Source organism: Methylobacterium sp. NEAU K (genome assembly GCF_030700285.1).
Taxonomy (GTDB): domain Bacteria; phylum Pseudomonadota; class Alphaproteobacteria; order Rhizobiales; family Beijerinckiaceae; genus Methylobacterium.
Genome location: NZ_JAUYZJ010000051.1, coordinates 1 through 13,365 on the forward strand (window position 1 = coordinate 1; position 13,365 = coordinate 13,365).

Annotated in this window: 12 protein-coding genes and 5 pseudogenes; 6 read left to right on the forward strand and 11 right to left on the reverse strand. The window is 63.6% G+C overall.

What is annotated here, in order from left to right:
• The 4 genes and pseudogenes from Q8W67_RS25010 to Q8W67_RS26930 all read right to left on the reverse strand — a co-directional run.
• On the reverse strand, positions 1–1,190 hold a 1,190-nt coding region (locus tag Q8W67_RS25010), incomplete at its 3' end, for a Tad domain-containing protein (protein WP_305550492.1).
• 102 nt (positions 1,191–1,292) lie between these two features.
• Positions 1,293–1,889: a TadE/TadG family type IV pilus assembly protein gene (locus tag Q8W67_RS25015; RefSeq protein ID WP_305550166.1), complete on the reverse strand. Its 597-nt coding sequence runs from the start codon at positions 1,887–1,889 to the stop codon at positions 1,293–1,295.
• An 8-nt stretch (positions 1,890–1,897) separates the two neighbouring features.
• Positions 1,898–2,512 (reverse strand): TadE/TadG family type IV pilus assembly protein, encoded by a 615-nt coding sequence (locus tag Q8W67_RS25020; RefSeq protein ID WP_305550167.1) that lies wholly within the window; start codon positions 2,510–2,512, stop codon positions 1,898–1,900.
• Between the two features lie 394 nt (positions 2,513–2,906).
• A pseudogene (locus tag Q8W67_RS26930) lies at positions 2,907–3,122 on the reverse strand (MucR family transcriptional regulator); the annotation flags it as partial.
• 89 nt (positions 3,123–3,211) lie between these two features.
• On the opposite strand from Q8W67_RS26930, the pseudogene Q8W67_RS25030 reads away from it, so the two are divergent.
• Positions 3,212–3,423 (forward strand): annotated as a pseudogene (locus Q8W67_RS25030) (transposase); the annotation flags it as partial.
• A 36-nt stretch (positions 3,424–3,459) separates the two neighbouring features.
• On the opposite strand, the gene Q8W67_RS25035 reads toward Q8W67_RS25030, so the two are convergent.
• From Q8W67_RS25035 to Q8W67_RS25055, 5 genes and pseudogenes are all read right to left on the reverse strand, one after another.
• Positions 3,460–3,714: a hypothetical protein gene (locus tag Q8W67_RS25035; protein WP_305550565.1), complete on the reverse strand. Its 255-nt coding sequence runs from the start codon at positions 3,712–3,714 to the stop codon at positions 3,460–3,462.
• A gap of 205 nt (positions 3,715–3,919) precedes the next feature.
• Positions 3,920–4,375, reverse strand: a pseudogene (locus Q8W67_RS25040) (transposase); the annotation flags it as partial.
• A gap of 12 nt (positions 4,376–4,387) precedes the next feature.
• Complete coding sequence (locus Q8W67_RS25045; protein WP_305550540.1) at positions 4,388–5,422, reverse strand: IS481 family transposase; 1,035 nt, start codon at positions 5,420–5,422, stop codon at positions 4,388–4,390.
• 99 nt (positions 5,423–5,521) lie between these two features.
• Positions 5,522–5,991, reverse strand: a pseudogene (locus tag Q8W67_RS25050) (IS5 family transposase); the annotation flags it as partial.
• Positions 5,992–6,252: 261 nt separating this feature from the next.
• On the reverse strand, positions 6,253–6,519 hold the full coding sequence (locus Q8W67_RS25055) for a hypothetical protein (protein WP_305550541.1): 267 nt from the start codon (positions 6,517–6,519) through the stop codon (positions 6,253–6,255).
• A gap of 665 nt (positions 6,520–7,184) precedes the next feature.
• Here Q8W67_RS25055 and Q8W67_RS25060 point away from each other — a divergent pair.
• Positions 7,185–7,507 (forward strand): annotated as a pseudogene (locus Q8W67_RS25060) (YnfA family protein).
• Positions 7,508–7,595: 88 nt separating this feature from the next.
• Here the strand turns inward: Q8W67_RS25060 and Q8W67_RS25065 are convergent.
• Positions 7,596–8,603, reverse strand: coding sequence for a magnesium and cobalt transport protein CorA (locus Q8W67_RS25065; RefSeq protein ID WP_305550542.1), 1,008 nt, complete (start codon positions 8,601–8,603; stop codon positions 7,596–7,598).
• Positions 8,604–8,761: 158 nt separating this feature from the next.
• Complete coding sequence (dapA, locus tag Q8W67_RS25070; protein ID WP_305550543.1) at positions 8,762–9,751, reverse strand: 4-hydroxy-tetrahydrodipicolinate synthase; 990 nt, start codon at positions 9,749–9,751, stop codon at positions 8,762–8,764.
• An 863-nt stretch (positions 9,752–10,614) separates the two neighbouring features.
• On the opposite strand from dapA, the gene Q8W67_RS25075 reads away from it, so the two are divergent.
• From Q8W67_RS25075 to Q8W67_RS25090, 4 genes are all read left to right on the forward strand, one after another.
• A complete protein-coding gene (locus tag Q8W67_RS25075; protein ID WP_305550544.1) occupies positions 10,615–10,755 on the forward strand; it encodes a hypothetical protein in 141 nt (46 codons plus the stop codon).
• 552 nt (positions 10,756–11,307) lie between these two features.
• The gene (locus Q8W67_RS25080; protein ID WP_017484418.1) at positions 11,308–11,397 is read left to right on the forward strand and encodes a K(+)-transporting ATPase subunit F; all 90 of its coding nucleotides are present in this window, start codon (positions 11,308–11,310) and stop codon (positions 11,395–11,397) included.
• Positions 11,398–11,410: 13 nt separating this feature from the next.
• Complete coding sequence (gene kdpA, locus Q8W67_RS25085; protein ID WP_305550546.1) at positions 11,411–13,126, forward strand: potassium-transporting ATPase subunit KdpA; 1,716 nt, start codon at positions 11,411–11,413, stop codon at positions 13,124–13,126.
• A gap of 1 nt (position 13,127) precedes the next feature.
• Positions 13,128–13,337 carry a hypothetical protein gene (locus tag Q8W67_RS25090; protein ID WP_305550548.1) on the forward strand — a complete coding sequence of 70 codons (210 nt, stop codon included), beginning with the start codon at positions 13,128–13,130 and terminating at the stop codon, positions 13,335–13,337.
• Positions 13,338–13,365: the final 28 nt, after the last annotated feature.

Genomic DNA, 13,365 nt, shown 5'->3' on the forward strand with positions numbered 1-13,365 from the left:
AATAACTGCAGCATTGCCGATGTAATATCGCCGCCTGATGCGACTGGGAAATAGAGACCGTCCGATGCGCAAGCCTTCAACATCGGACCAATGTTGTTTTCATACGGTTTGACATAGGAATTATAGAAACCGTTATCATAAATTGGCAGATATTGCGTGTAAATGATTCCAATGCGAACATTATTATTTTTGAGCGTATTGCATGTCGATGGGCTGAACGGACCAATGAAGCGGTTGCTCGTATACTGAAAACCTGCACTCTTATTTGTGACGCTTCCTCCAGTATCTTCAACGCCATCAGTGACAAAAAATAGAAACCGGATCGGCGAACCTGCAGTGGTACCGGTGCCGCTCGCGGGTATGGTCGTGTTCATCTTAGCAATCGCACGCTCGAAATCAGTTTGATTGTCATCTTGGTTGTAGTACGCATAAGCAATATCAATACTTGGAGCGGCTGTTTTGATCTGGCTCAACGTCGGCGTCATCGCCTGCAGCCGGGTTTGCGTGGTCGAATCATTGAAAATCCACATCTCCATCTGAAATTGCTGGGCGAGAGACATACTGGAATTGGCTTGGTCTACGAGCGCTGAAACCGCATCTCTCAGTACCTGAATGCGGAGTTTGATATTGTTCTTCTGTGCGATGTGATAATTATCAGTCGTGCTGTCGCCAGTCACTCTCCCCTTCTTGTCGTAGGTATGTTCATGACACGCAAATGCACACCCGCCTGTAACGAGCTTCATGTTGTTCACGTCGGTATCGGTAGCTGCGAGCCCCATGGATGGCGAAGTGTCGAGCAACAGGTAGAAATTTATGTACTGAAACAGGTTGCGCGTGCTCGATGAAGCTCCGTCAAAATACAATGCTGGCACCTTCATGATGCTGCCGATTGTCGTCTTGATGTTGGCTTTGTAGCTCGCGGTCAAACTCAACGTCGAGGCCCCATTCACGACCGGACCGGGTGTGAAGCTGTTGACCGTCACGCCGGGCACTTTCGCAGCCTCAGTGCGAAACTGCGTCTCCAAGGCCGTGAGACTGGATTGAGCGATGGTATTAGATTTTTGCGCCATCACCGCGAGCACCGCGCCGTCGAGGGCGGCGTCGAGTTGAACTTTTGCAGCGTTGCGCCGGCCGTAGTCGACCGCCGCGCCCGTCGCGAACAAGACCGGAATGGACATCAGCGCGAACATGATCGCGACCTGACCCGATCGGGCACGTCCAAACTGTTCTGTGGAGGTGCGAAGGCGCCGTGCGCCCTGTCTTGAAAATCGCAGCACGACCCCTCAAGCAACTCAGCTATAATTCGGACAGGCGGCTCCGCCTGGCATGACGATCTCGTTCGTAGTGCGCTCGGCCCAGGGGATCTGGCGCGTGAAGGTCAGTTGCCGCGTCCCGAAGATCCATCTGTAGAGGCTGCTCCCGATGAGCGGCGTGTAGGTCATCGAAACCTCGGCCAAAATGTAGCGAGCGCCGTCGAACTGGTAGGTGGCGGGCGCGGCAGGCACGCCGTTGGTGCCAGCGATCACCAGACGCGCGCGTGCCGTGGCGTTCTGGGCCCAGCTTGAGCAGACGCCGCCAAAAAGAGTACCGCCGACACTCTCGACGCCCATCGCGCTGACGACGATCTGCAGTCCGGACACATCGAGCGGTTGCATGATCGCGCTCGCAGCGGAGGCGATGGTCGTCATGTCGGACGCTGACGGGCTCGGGTTGTCAGCCCGGCCTGAGAGATCAGCGAGTGCTCGGGCGAATAGGGTCAGCTTGCGAGTCGTATCGCCGATGCGCGTCAACTCGACGGTTCCGAAATAGATCGTCACCAAGGCGGGTAGGATCATTGCGAATTCGATCGCGGCCACGCCACGCTGATTTGTGCGGAAGCGAGTGAACATGGCGCAGCTCACGAGCATACCGACTTGGTGTTGTAGGGCTCGACCTTGAACACAGTGGCGGCTTGGAGAACGCGACGTTTGTTCGGTAAGGTCGCCACCGTGGATCCGAGCAAGGGAAAGAAGACTGGTACATCTACTGCCGCTTGGACAATCATGATGGCAGAAGCGCCAGCGCAGGTGTAGCCCTGAAAACTCGGATTCCAATCGCTGATATGCGTCGACGAGTCGATGGCTACAGGGGAAACTGTAGAAGCGCCGGAAAAACTCGCCGCTTGGGTGACGCTGACGCGCACGTTGGCACAATTGAAGATCGTCAACCGAACCGCGCCATTCGGCATCGTGCAGATTGCGCTTCGGAAGTTGGCTATTAAAGTCGTGGAGTTGGTGATGCCGGCGTTCGTCGTCTGGAACTGACCGGTGTAGATCTGTCGTCCGGCATCGACGACGGCCTGCTGAAGGATCTCCTGCTCCCAGTAGACCAGGCCATTCTCCAGGCAGGCACAGATCAGAGCGAGGAATGGCAGCCCGAGCAGGCCAAACTCTACCGCTGTCGCACCTTCCCCCGCGCGGTAGAAACGCCGCAGGACCCACAGGCAATTTCGCAATCGTCGAGTGACGGCCAAGTGTGCCGGCTCGTGGCCCATCGGTCGCCCCAAACGTCTGCCTCCTGCGTCCTCGGCAGGCGTCGCGCCGGCTACAATAAGGTCGAAGCGATTGACGATCCGTTTCTAAAGCCACCAGAAATTGAAATTCGAGGCGTCGGCGTGTCCCGTGAGCGCGATGGTGGTGAGGGCTGTCACGCTTAGGTTCGAATCTCTCATCGCTGTTCTGCTGGAGCTATGTACATGGGCGTGGGTACTTGCCGCGATCTGGGGCGAAGGTTCGGCATAATGCATGTGTCGGGGGCACCCTACGCTCAAAAGGCTTGTTCGCCTTCTGCGGCCGTCCGGCGCGTTTCGGCTTCTCAGAGGTCGTCCCGACAACGGCGGGAGCTTTTGGACTGGCATTCCTGCACTGCTGACCGAGCCCGAACGATAGGACGGGCGTCGAGCGCTGCTCGGAGTAGCTGGCTGCCACCATTGGGTAGTCCCGTGGAAGGCCCCACTTCTCGCGTTAAGCCTCCGGGGTCAGGCCCAGTCCCGTCAGGTGGCGCTTCAATGTCTTGTAGGGCTTGCGATCCTCGAAGCTCATTCGCGCCTCGTGCGTGATCGACTTTCGGATCTGAGACCCCGTTTCATAACGGGCTGAGCAGCTTAGCTTTTTGATGAGCGGCGAGCATCCCGGGCATCGGGGGATTGTCTGACGCTCATCCCGGATCCCTGATGTGGACGCCCGCTGCCCGCGCCGAGCTTGCGCGCGAGAGCTTGCCCTTTGCAACCTGCCTGAGCGACGCCGATTGAGCGGTGGTCGCACCGCTGATGCCTACGCCGTCCGGAAGGGGCCGTCCGTGGCGCTGGTCTCTGCGCGCGATCCTCGACAGCATCCCCATGTTCTGCACAGCGGCTCTGCATGGCGTGGGCGGGAGATGCGGTTTCACACCTCTGAGGATGCTTGTTGGCCGAGAGGTCCGCTAGTCTCGCGCGGTCTTCGGCTCTGGCTTGGCGGCTCGCGTCAGGCTCTGGATCACTCGTGGTGGTCGGCCTGCCTTCTCGGCAATCTCCGCCTCTTGTTTCTCGATGAGATCGCGGGCCGGCAGATCGCCGTTCAAGCCGCCCAGGATCTCCGTGGGCACGCGCCGGTTTGAGGCCCGAGAGCCGTCATCAAAGACGACGTCGAACAGGACGGTGCCCCGGTCCTGCGGGAGCAACTTCACGCGCTTTGCCATGCCGGGCTGATACGCCGGCAAACACATCCGCACCAGATCGCCAGGCAGTCGCGGCGGTACCACGGCAACGAGGTTTCGAGTCTCGGCCGCCTATCATTGGACGCCCATCCCCGATCCCGACGATGTAGCCGAACAGTGCCAGCGCGATCTGGATGCGGCGTTCGCCCGAGCGACGACCTAAGTTTTTCTTAGAGTCTGTCTGGCATCATAGTATTTTCTGGCAGAGCTTTCGGGTCATGAGGCGGATGGATGCCAAGATGACGAACGCACGTCCTTTCCGGCTTTTGCATTCCCAATCCTTTGCGAGACGGCGGCAGCGGTTGAGCCAGCCGATTGTTCGCTCGACAATCCAGCGCTTGGGGAGCACGGCGAAGCCCTTGGCCTGATCGGAGCGCTTGACGATCTCGACCGTGATGGTGCGGCAGACCTTACGCAGCCCATCTTGGAAGGCCAGCCCCTGATAGCCGCCGTCGGCGAAGAGCTTGAGCAGGAACGGGTAGAGGCCAAACAGCGTGGCCATTACCAGCACGCCGCCATCCCGATCCTGAATGTCGGCGGGATGGACGAGCACGTGCATCAGCAGGCCCTGCGTGTCGACCAGGATGTGTAGTAGCTGGTACTCGATCTGACAGTCGATGTCCGGAGATGGTCGGTCTCGACTGCCTGATGGTGCTCAGGCGGCGATCATCTTCTCCCGGGCCAGCGGGACGGCGTCAAGGAAGGTCTGCATCGGCGTCTTGCCGAAGCACCAGCGGCCCTGATGCGGCCGCTCCTCGTTGTAGCTCTGGATCCAGGCATCCAGATCCGCCTGTAGCTCAGCCAGCGAGCCGTAAATCTTCTTTCGGAAGGTGACCCGGTAGAACTCGTTCAGCACCGTTTTGTGGAAGCGCTCGACGATGCCGTTCGTCTGCGGGTTCCTGGCCTTGGTCCGGGAATGGTCCACGTCCTCGACCGTGAGGTAGAGCTCGTACTCGTGGTGTTCGGGGTTGCCGCAGTACTCGGTGCCGCGGTCGGTCAGCACCCGGCACAGCTTCACCTCCTGGGCGTCGAAGAACGGCACCACGCGGTCGTTGAGCAGGTCGGCTGCCGTGAGCGCCGTCTTGCGGTCGTAGAGTTTGGCAAATGCCACTTTGGCGTAGGTGTCGATGAAGGTCTGCTGGTAGATCCGTCCAACCCCCTTCATCGTGCCGACGTAGAAGGTGTCCTGCGCTCCGCAGTAGCCGGGGCACTCGCTCTCAAATTCGCCGTGCGTCTCCTTCTCGGCTTTGGCCTTCTCCAGCGCCGCGAGTTGGCTCTCGGTCAGGATCAGCCCTTCCTGCGCGACCTTGGCCTCCAGCGCCTTCAGCCGCTTCTTCATGGTCTCCAGGTCGTGGCGCTGCCAGACGCCGCGCACACCCGCGGGCGAGATCGAGTGCCCGCGGGTGCGGACCTCGTTGGCCACGCGGATCTGCCCGTAGGCCGGCTGCTCCAGCGCGATCTCCACGATCAGCGCTTCGACCTCGGGCGCAGTGCGGTTGGCCAGAAGCGGCTTACGCCGGCTCAGCTCCTGCAGCGCCACCTCGCCGCCCGTGTCGTAGAGTTCGCGGAACCGGTAGAAGCTGTCGCGCGAGTAGCCCATCATCTTGCAGGCTTGGCTGACGTTGCCAAGCTGCTTGGCCAGCTCCAGCAAGCCCACCTTGCCGCGGATAACCTTCTGTTCCCTCGTCATGGTCGGTGTCCTCACGAACGCCGAGGCCGGGCGCTGCGCACCCCGACCACTCCGCGCCCGGCCTCGGCTCTCGCCTCAGCTCAACGACACCGTCTGTCAGATCAAGTCCTGACTACTGCACAGGATGTGACGCTTCTTGCCCCTGATCTTCTTGCCCGCATCGTAGCCGGGCGGGTCGATCAAGCGCCCCCTTTTTCCGCGCCCTTCACGCTCTGGCTGTCGATGATGGCCGCCGTGGGGCTGACCTCGCGACCCACCCGCTCCCGGCAGGCGACGTAGAGCGTGTGATGGATCCGCTCCAGCGTGCCGTCATAGTCCCAGAGGTCGAAGTAATCGTGCACCGTCGAGCGCGCCGCCAGATCCTTTGGGATCGCCCGCCATTGGCAGCCCGTGCTCAGCACGTACATCAGGCCGTTCACCACCGCCCGCATGTCGACGCTGCGCTTGCCGCCGCCGCGCTTGGCTGGAGGGATCAGGGGCTCGATCAGCGCCCACTCGTCATCCGTCAGGTCGCTCGGATACCGAAGCTGGCTGCGATCGTAGCGGGCTCGGTTGTCGGTCGTCCACATCGGCAGCCTCCACACAGGCCGCCTTGAATCACAAACCCCTCACATCACTCAATATGTTGCCGGACAGACACTTAGGGGAGCGCGTCTGGTGCATACCCTTGGCATCCACGCCCGCCCCGACAGCGGGGGGCATATCTGCGGGCGAGCGTGGAAGGCCAGCGAGACCGTCGAGAACTCGCCGACGAGCTGGGTAATGATCGACATGCCTTGCCGGATTATGTCAGCCCGACCGACGCAGATGCAGTGCGCAGGCGTCGCGGATCAGTGCCGGGATTTTGGCGGAGCGTTGGTGAAACACTCAATGCCGGCGGTCTCCAAAATGCTGATGAAGGCGGCATACGCGTCCGCTTCTGTTGCGAACGTCTGCTGCCACTTCGTGCAGCCGCCAGATATGTGGACCACCTCTAGGCGCCAGCAATCCTGCGTTTCGGCATATCGGTAGATTTCGACATCGACGACCGTCTCGCCGTCCAGCGTGAATGGACCTGACAGTCGAGAGTGCTCGAATTCGCGTTCCTCGTGATCCATGCTCATCGTCCGGGTTAATTCCAAGCTTACACTGCGAGCCCCTCAGAACCACATAGGATCTTACCGAATCCTGTCTGGTGGTGAGATTTACTTGGCATCTGCGACGACGCGAAGGGCGCGCTTGATGACGCTCGGGCTGGGCGGTTTGTGGGTTGGGTTGGCCAATGCGGGATCAGCGTCGAGGCGCTGGCGCAGCACCATCTCGGACGAGAGCCCTTTGAGCACGCGCGCCACGCCCTGAACAGACCGACCGAAGCGCGGACGCTAAGCGCCGCCACCCTGGCCATCGACGCGGCACGCTCTACGGTCCGGCGCGCCATCGTTCATGAAGACATGCCCCCCAAAAATTGACCAAGCCTGCCTCGACGTCTGCTTCCGGGATGCACGCGAGGACGGCTGAACGACTGTAGTGGGCGCGAAGCCGAACGTCCGGACTTGCACGCGACAGCAATCTGGCTTGGCGTAGTCTGGCCGAAAGCCGCCCGTCCGCTTAAGGGCGACTAAGGCCAAGAACCGGACGCGCGGATTTTGGACCAACGCTGCTGCGAAATCCGATCAACAGCCAACCACAAATCGGTTGCATCTCTCGTCGAAGCTCTTGCTGTTTAATCCCCGAACCATTTGGGTTTGGTCACATGGCCTTCGCGTGCGAACACGCAACCATGCTGACCTACCCCGCCTTCGCCGCAGTCGCGCTGGCCGAGATCGCCGACTTCTTTACCTTCTGGGCTTGGCTGCGCCTTGCCGAGTCGCAGGCATGGTTGGCGCCCGGCATGGTCTCTCTGGCGCTGTTCGTCTACCTGCTGACGCTCGTGGAGAGTGAGGCTGCGGGTCGAGCCTACGCGGCCTACGGCGGCATCTACATCGACCGGCCGTCCTTTGGCTTTAGGGCTTCGAGGGCCACCGGCCTGACCGCTGGGACATCGCGCTAGCCTTGGTGTGCCTGCTTGGTAGCGGTCTCATCCTGTTCGGCCCGCGTGGCACTTGAGTCAACTCGGGCCCTATACAGGCAGGCTCACCCGTTCACCCAGCGGTTGAACCATGCGCACCGTCGGTGTGGGGCGTGCACGTCGCTGTCAGAGCCAGCCGCTCCTCCGGAAGCGCCAGTACAGGACCGAGCAGACGGCGACGATGCCGCCGAGCACCATGAAGTAGCCGTAGCGCCACTTAAGCTCGGGCATGTATTCGAAGTTCATGCCATAGATTCCGGCGATGGCCGTTGGCACCGCCAGGATGGCTGCCCAGGCGGCGAGGCGGCGCGTGATGCCAGTTTGCTGCGCCTGTCCCAGCATCAGGCTCGCCTCGAACGCGAAGGCTAGCACCTCGCGCACGGCGTCGATCTCGTCCTGCACGCGCAGCAGGTGGTCGGACACGTCCCGGAACAGAGGCTGCATCACGTCGTCGATGGCTACGAGGTCGCCATGCTCCAGCTTGCGGCACACCTCGACCAGCGGCACCACGGCTGTGCGCAGGCGCAGTAGGTCGCGTCGCAGCAGGTACAGCCGCTCGACCTCGTCCTGCCGCAGCTCACGCCTGAGGATGCGATCCTCGATGGCCTCCACCTCGGCCAGCACGGTCTCCATGACGGGCGCGTAGTTGTCGACGATGAAGTCGAGCACGGCGTACAGGATGTAGTCCTCGCCGTGCGCCAAGAGCTTGGGGCAGGCCTCGGCCTTCTCGCGGGCCGGCTTGTAGGAGACGGAGGCGCCGTGGCGCACGGTGACCACGAAGCCGCGCCCGACGAAGAGGTGCGTTTCCCCGAGCGCGATGCGGCCCTCCACAAGCTGGGCGGTACGGCTGACCACGAACATGCAGTCGCCGTAGCGTTCGAGCTTGGGCCGTTGGTGGGCGGCCTTGGCGTCCTCGATGGCGAGCGGGTGCAGGCCGAATTGGGCCTGAACCTGGCCTAGCAAATCGGCCGAGGGCTCGTAGAGGCCGATCCAGACGAGATGGCCGGGACGGTGCGCCCACTCGCCGGCTTCCCCGATGTCCACGTCCGAGACGCGCCGGCCGTCGGCATAGGCTGCTGCCATGACGACGCCCGGCTGCTGCGTCGGAATAGGTGCTGGCGACGATGTAGGCATCTGCGTCCGAACTTTGCGGGCTGCCAGAAGGACACCAAGCCGGCTGACGTCACGGTCAAGATAGATCTTGGGATCTACACCCCGGACGGGCAAGCGGCCCGCGCAGCCATGATGGCCGACGGGTGGCACGGGAGCCTCAGAGGCCCTCCTCGTGCGCGTCAGGCCACGCAGGACTTCAGCGCGCCATCCTCGTATGGGTCGCCCTGGCCTCCGCTGAGCAAGGATACGAGGGCTTCCGTGACCGCTGTGACCGTTCCAGGCGCGGGAGCCACGAGCGGCAGCCGCAGGTCAGGGGCCAGGTTGGGGCGCAGCAGCGAAAGAGCGAGCTTGACCGGACCCGGGTTAGTCTCGGACTCAAGCGCCGCGATCAGGGGCACGAGCCGCGCCTGCAGCGCCGCCGCACGCCGGAAGTCACCGTCGCGACAGGCGCGCTGCAGGTCGGCGCACAGTCGCGGCGCGACGTTGGCCACGACTGAGATGCAACCCCGCCCGCCCGCTAGGTTGAAGGCGGTGGCAGTCGCGTCATGTCCCGAAAACTGGAGAAAGCTCGGGCCGGCCGCACGGGCGGTTGCCTCAGGGCGGGCCAAGTCGCCCGTCGCATCCTTGAGGCCGACCACGTTTGGGATGACTGCGAGCCGCGCGAGCGTGTCCGGCGCGAGATCGACGCCCGTGCGGCTCGGCACGATGTAGAGCAGGATCGGCAGTTCGACCGAACCGGCGATGGCGGCGAAATGCCGGTAGAGGCCCTCCTGCATCGGCTTGTTGTAGTAGGGCGTGACGACGAGCGCCGCGTCGGCGCCGGCGGCCTGGGCGGCCTTCGTGAGCTCGATGCTGCTCCGGGTGCAGTTCGTGCCCGTTCCCGCGATGACGGGCACGCGCCCGGCCGCGGCCTCGACGGCGACGCGGAGCAGCCGGTCATGCTCAGTCGCGGTGAGCGTCGGGGCCTCGCCGGTCGTTCCGGCGACCACCAACCCGTCGCTGCCCTCTTCGATCTGCCAAGCCACGAGATCGGCGAGGCCGCGCTCGTCGGGTCGGCGGCCGCTGGAAACGAATGGCGTGACCAAAGCCGTGAGTGAGCCGCCAAGCCGAAGCGGCTCACGACGGCCCGTGGGGGGTGGCTCGGCCTGGCCGAGTATGCGACGGGACATGGCGCACCTTGGGTTGGGGAACGAGCGACCGCCGGACGGATGCCTCGCGACACTATCCACGTATCCCCGACGTCGGCGGCAAGAAGGATGCGGCGGAGGGAGGCGGTGCGGGATAGGAAGATCGAGGTGGATCTTCGTGTGGAGGAGGGACCCTATCGCGGCCTCCATGAGGAATCGATGTAGCCCGTCAGGGCGAAATATAAATAAGTCATCAGGATCGTAGGCGCTGGCCCGCACCAGTCATGACGAACGGCCACCGAGCACAGTTTCGCCCCGAGTGGGTCCGAGAAGCTCGATACAAGATTATTCGAGAGCCGTTTACGAGATCAAGGGGTGTGCGGCCCCTCCTGATGGGATCCTGATGGCCTCACACCCCGAAGCATCTCGCATCCTTATGCGGTCTCGTGCAGCTCTATGGGGACTCAGTTACATGGGCACCCGAGCATGTCTCAAATCCTGAAAAACCGCGGATACCTTCCCGACTTGGAACTCGCTCGTAGCGAGGAAGCGCTTGCAGCCTCGTTGCGTGCCCATGGCGCCAGACAGCCTGAGGACGCGGCGCAACACGAGTTCCGTCGCTTGTGCACGAGCCGCGCGGCCAAGCGCGCATTCAGGGACCAGCGCCTCTTGCGGCAACATTGACCTCAAATGGTAATGCCGGATCCTGGGCGCGAGCCTTTGCGTCCTAACGGAGAAGACGCTGCATGGGTGAGCATCTCCTTGACCGGAGTATTACTGTCGCGTCGCCGCACCGCCCATCCTTATGACTTACCTATGCCGGAGGCGTCGCGTCCATCTTGTTCCCTAACGGATGAAGCGGGACCTCTCGCGCCGCCGGGCACCCGTCCGGATGGAGCTCACAGATGACCGTCTTCCGGCACATCGCCGCCGAATGCAGGGCCGACCGCGTCTTCGCGCTGATGATCCTGGGCCTCGGCTCATGGTCGGCCATCTCCTTGGCACTCCTCGCCCTTAACGTCCTCGACCTGCTGCCCGCGTCTTGAGCGCTGGCCCCCACGTTGGTCCGCGTGGTCGCCTGGCCGATCTTGCGCGCAGGTCTCCGGTGCTTCCGCCGCCTCGCGAAGCGAACGGTGCAGCTCTCTGTGATGGCGAGCTGCGTCACCTCAACGGCCGCTGTCGCGCCTGCGGAGTCGCCTTTCGCGGCTTCGCGAGCCTGGACACCGGGGTGATCCGTGTGGACCGCGCCGAGTGGCGTACCGTCTGCCATGGGGCGGGGCGCCACGACGTCCCTGGTGCCTGCCTGGAACTTCAGGCGAGCCTCCGCCGAACGGGGGGCTTGCTGCTTAGGCCCCGGGAGACCCGCCGATCCTAATGCGATCCTTATAAGATCGCATTCCTTTCCCTCTCGAACCCTAACGCGGTTCCCGTCCACATTCAGGACCGGCCCAGGCCAGTTGCGGACTGCCCGCGACCGACGGGCCCAACGGACACGGACGTCCCATGCTCGACATCGTCTTCATCGCCGGGGGCCTGGCCTTCTTCGCCGCCTCGGCCGGCTACGCCGCCATCTGCGAACGCCTCTGAGGCAGACCGCCATGACCCTCGACCTCGCCCTCGGCGCCCTCGTGACTGCCGGGCTCCTCGTCTACCTCACCTACGCCCTCGTCCGCCCCGAGCGGTTCTGAAGGACAACCTCCCATGACCCTCAACGGTTGGATCCAGATCGCGCTGTACTGCGCGGTCGTCTTGGCGCTCGTGAAGCCCCTCGGCCTCTACATGACGCGTGTGTTCAATGGCGAGCGTACCTTACTCTCGCCTATCATCGCGCCCGTCGAGCGCGGGCTCTACCGCGTCTCCGGCATCGACGCTCGCCAGGAGCAGCACTGGCTTGCCTACACGGGCGCGGTGATACTGTTCCACATCCTGGGCTTCGCGGTCCTGTACGCGATCCTGCGCCTGCAGGCGGTCCTTCCCTTCAACCCGGCCGAGCAGGCTGCCGTGGCGCCGGACCTTGCCTTCAACACGTCGGCGAGCTTCATCACCAACACCAACTGGCAGTCCTACGGGGGCGAGACCACGCTCTCCTACCTCGCGCAGATGCTGGGGCTCACGCACCAGAACTTCCTGTCGGCCGCCACCGGCATCGCCGTCGCCGTCGCCCTGATCCGCGGCTTCGCGCGGGCCTCGACGGGCACCATCGGGTCGTTCTGGGTCGACGTCACCCGCGCGACCCTCTACGTGCTCCTGCCGATCTGCATCCCGTACACGCTGTTCCTGGTCTGGCAGGGTATGCCGCAGACGCTCGGCGCCTACGTCGACGCCACGACGCTGGAGGGTGCAAAGCAGACCATCGCGGTCGGCCCCGTGGCGAGCCAGGTCGCGATCAAGATGCTCGGCACCAACGGCGGCGGCTTCTTCAATGCCAACGCCGCGCACCCGTTCGAGAACCCGACCGCGCTGTCCAACTTCGTCCAGATGGTCTCGATCTTCGTGATCGGCGCCGCGCTCACTAACGTTTTCGGCCGCATGGTCGGCGACGAGCGCCAGGGCTGGGCAATCCTCGCCGCCATGGGCGTCCTGTTCCTTGCGGGTGTCTTCGTCACCTACTGGGCCGAGACCAACGGCAGCTCCGTCCTGAACAGCTTCGGCCTGACCGGCGGCAACATGGAGGGCAAGGAGACCCGCTTCGGGATCGCGGCCTCGGCGCTGTTTGCCGTGATCACCACGGCGGCCTCCTGCGGCGCCGTCAACGCCATGCACGACTCGTTCACGGCCCTCGGCGGCATGATCCCGCTGATCAACATGCAGCTCGGCGAGATCATCATCGGCGGCGTCGGCGCCGGCCTCTACGGCATGCTGATCTTCGTGATCGTAGCGATCTTCGTGGCGGGCCTGATGGTCGGCCGCACCCCCGAATACCTCGGCAAGAAGATCGAGGCTAAGGAGGTTAAGATGGCCATGCTCGGCATTCTCTGCCTGCCGCTGATGATGCTCGGCGGCACCGCCATCGCCACCGTGGTCTCCGCCGGCCTCGCCGGCCCGGCCAATGCCGGCCCGCATGGCTTTTCGGAGATCCTTTACGCCTATACGTCGGCGGCGGCCAACAACGGCTCGGCCTTCGGCGGTCTGACGGCCAACACGCTGTTCTACAACAGCACGCTGGCCATCGGCATGCTGGTGGGCCGGTTCTTCGTGAAGATCCCGGTCCTGGCCATCGCCGGCTCGCTCGCGGCCAAGAAGACGATCCCGACCTCGGCGGGCACGTTTCCGACCCATGGCGGGCTGTTCATCGGGCTGCTCGTCGGCGTGATCCTGATCGTCGGCGGCCTGACCTTCTTCCCGTCGCTCGCGCTCGGCCCTATCGTCGAGCACCTCGCGGGCGCGGCCGGCCAGACCTTCGCGACCGGGGGCTGAGATGCGGCGCGCCCTACCGTACCGACGCATCCCGCGCCACTACCTCATGGTCCACCGGAAGCCTCCGCGTGGGGCTCGGCCGCAAGGCAGCCCGAACGTCGCGCCGGTCAGGCTCTCCGACCTGATCCTCGGGCTCCTCGGTGTCACCCTGCTCGGCGGCCTCGCCCTGATGGCCGCCGCCGCCCTGATGGCCCGGGCCGTCGCACCCTGAACCGACATTCCGACCCGGCGCGCTGCGC

Coding starts and splice junctions, on each gene's coding strand:
- Q8W67_RS25045 (WP_305550540.1), bottom strand. CDS start 5,422: ATGACGAGGGAACAGAAGGTTATCCGCGGCAAGGTGGGCTTGCTGGAG.
- dapA (WP_305550543.1), bottom strand. CDS start 9,751: ATGTCCCGTCGCATACTCGGCCAGGCCGAGCCACCCCCCACGGGCCGT.
- kdpA (WP_305550546.1), top strand. CDS start 11,411: ATGACCCTCAACGGTTGGATCCAGATCGCGCTGTACTGCGCGGTCGTC.
- Q8W67_RS25015 (WP_305550166.1), bottom strand. CDS start 1,889: ATGTTCACTCGCTTCCGCACAAATCAGCGTGGCGTGGCCGCGATCGAA.
- Q8W67_RS25090 (WP_305550548.1), top strand. CDS start 13,128: ATGCGGCGCGCCCTACCGTACCGACGCATCCCGCGCCACTACCTCATG.
- Q8W67_RS25065 (WP_305550542.1), bottom strand. CDS start 8,603: ATGCCTACATCGTCGCCAGCACCTATTCCGACGCAGCAGCCGGGCGTC.
- Q8W67_RS25075 (WP_305550544.1), top strand. CDS start 10,615: ATGACCGTCTTCCGGCACATCGCCGCCGAATGCAGGGCCGACCGCGTC.
- Q8W67_RS25055 (WP_305550541.1), bottom strand. CDS start 6,519: ATGGATCACGAGGAACGCGAATTCGAGCACTCTCGACTGTCAGGTCCA.
- Q8W67_RS25080 (WP_017484418.1), top strand. CDS start 11,308: ATGACCCTCGACCTCGCCCTCGGCGCCCTCGTGACTGCCGGGCTCCTC.
- Q8W67_RS25035 (WP_305550565.1), bottom strand. CDS start 3,714: ATGGCAAAGCGCGTGAAGTTGCTCCCGCAGGACCGGGGCACCGTCCTG.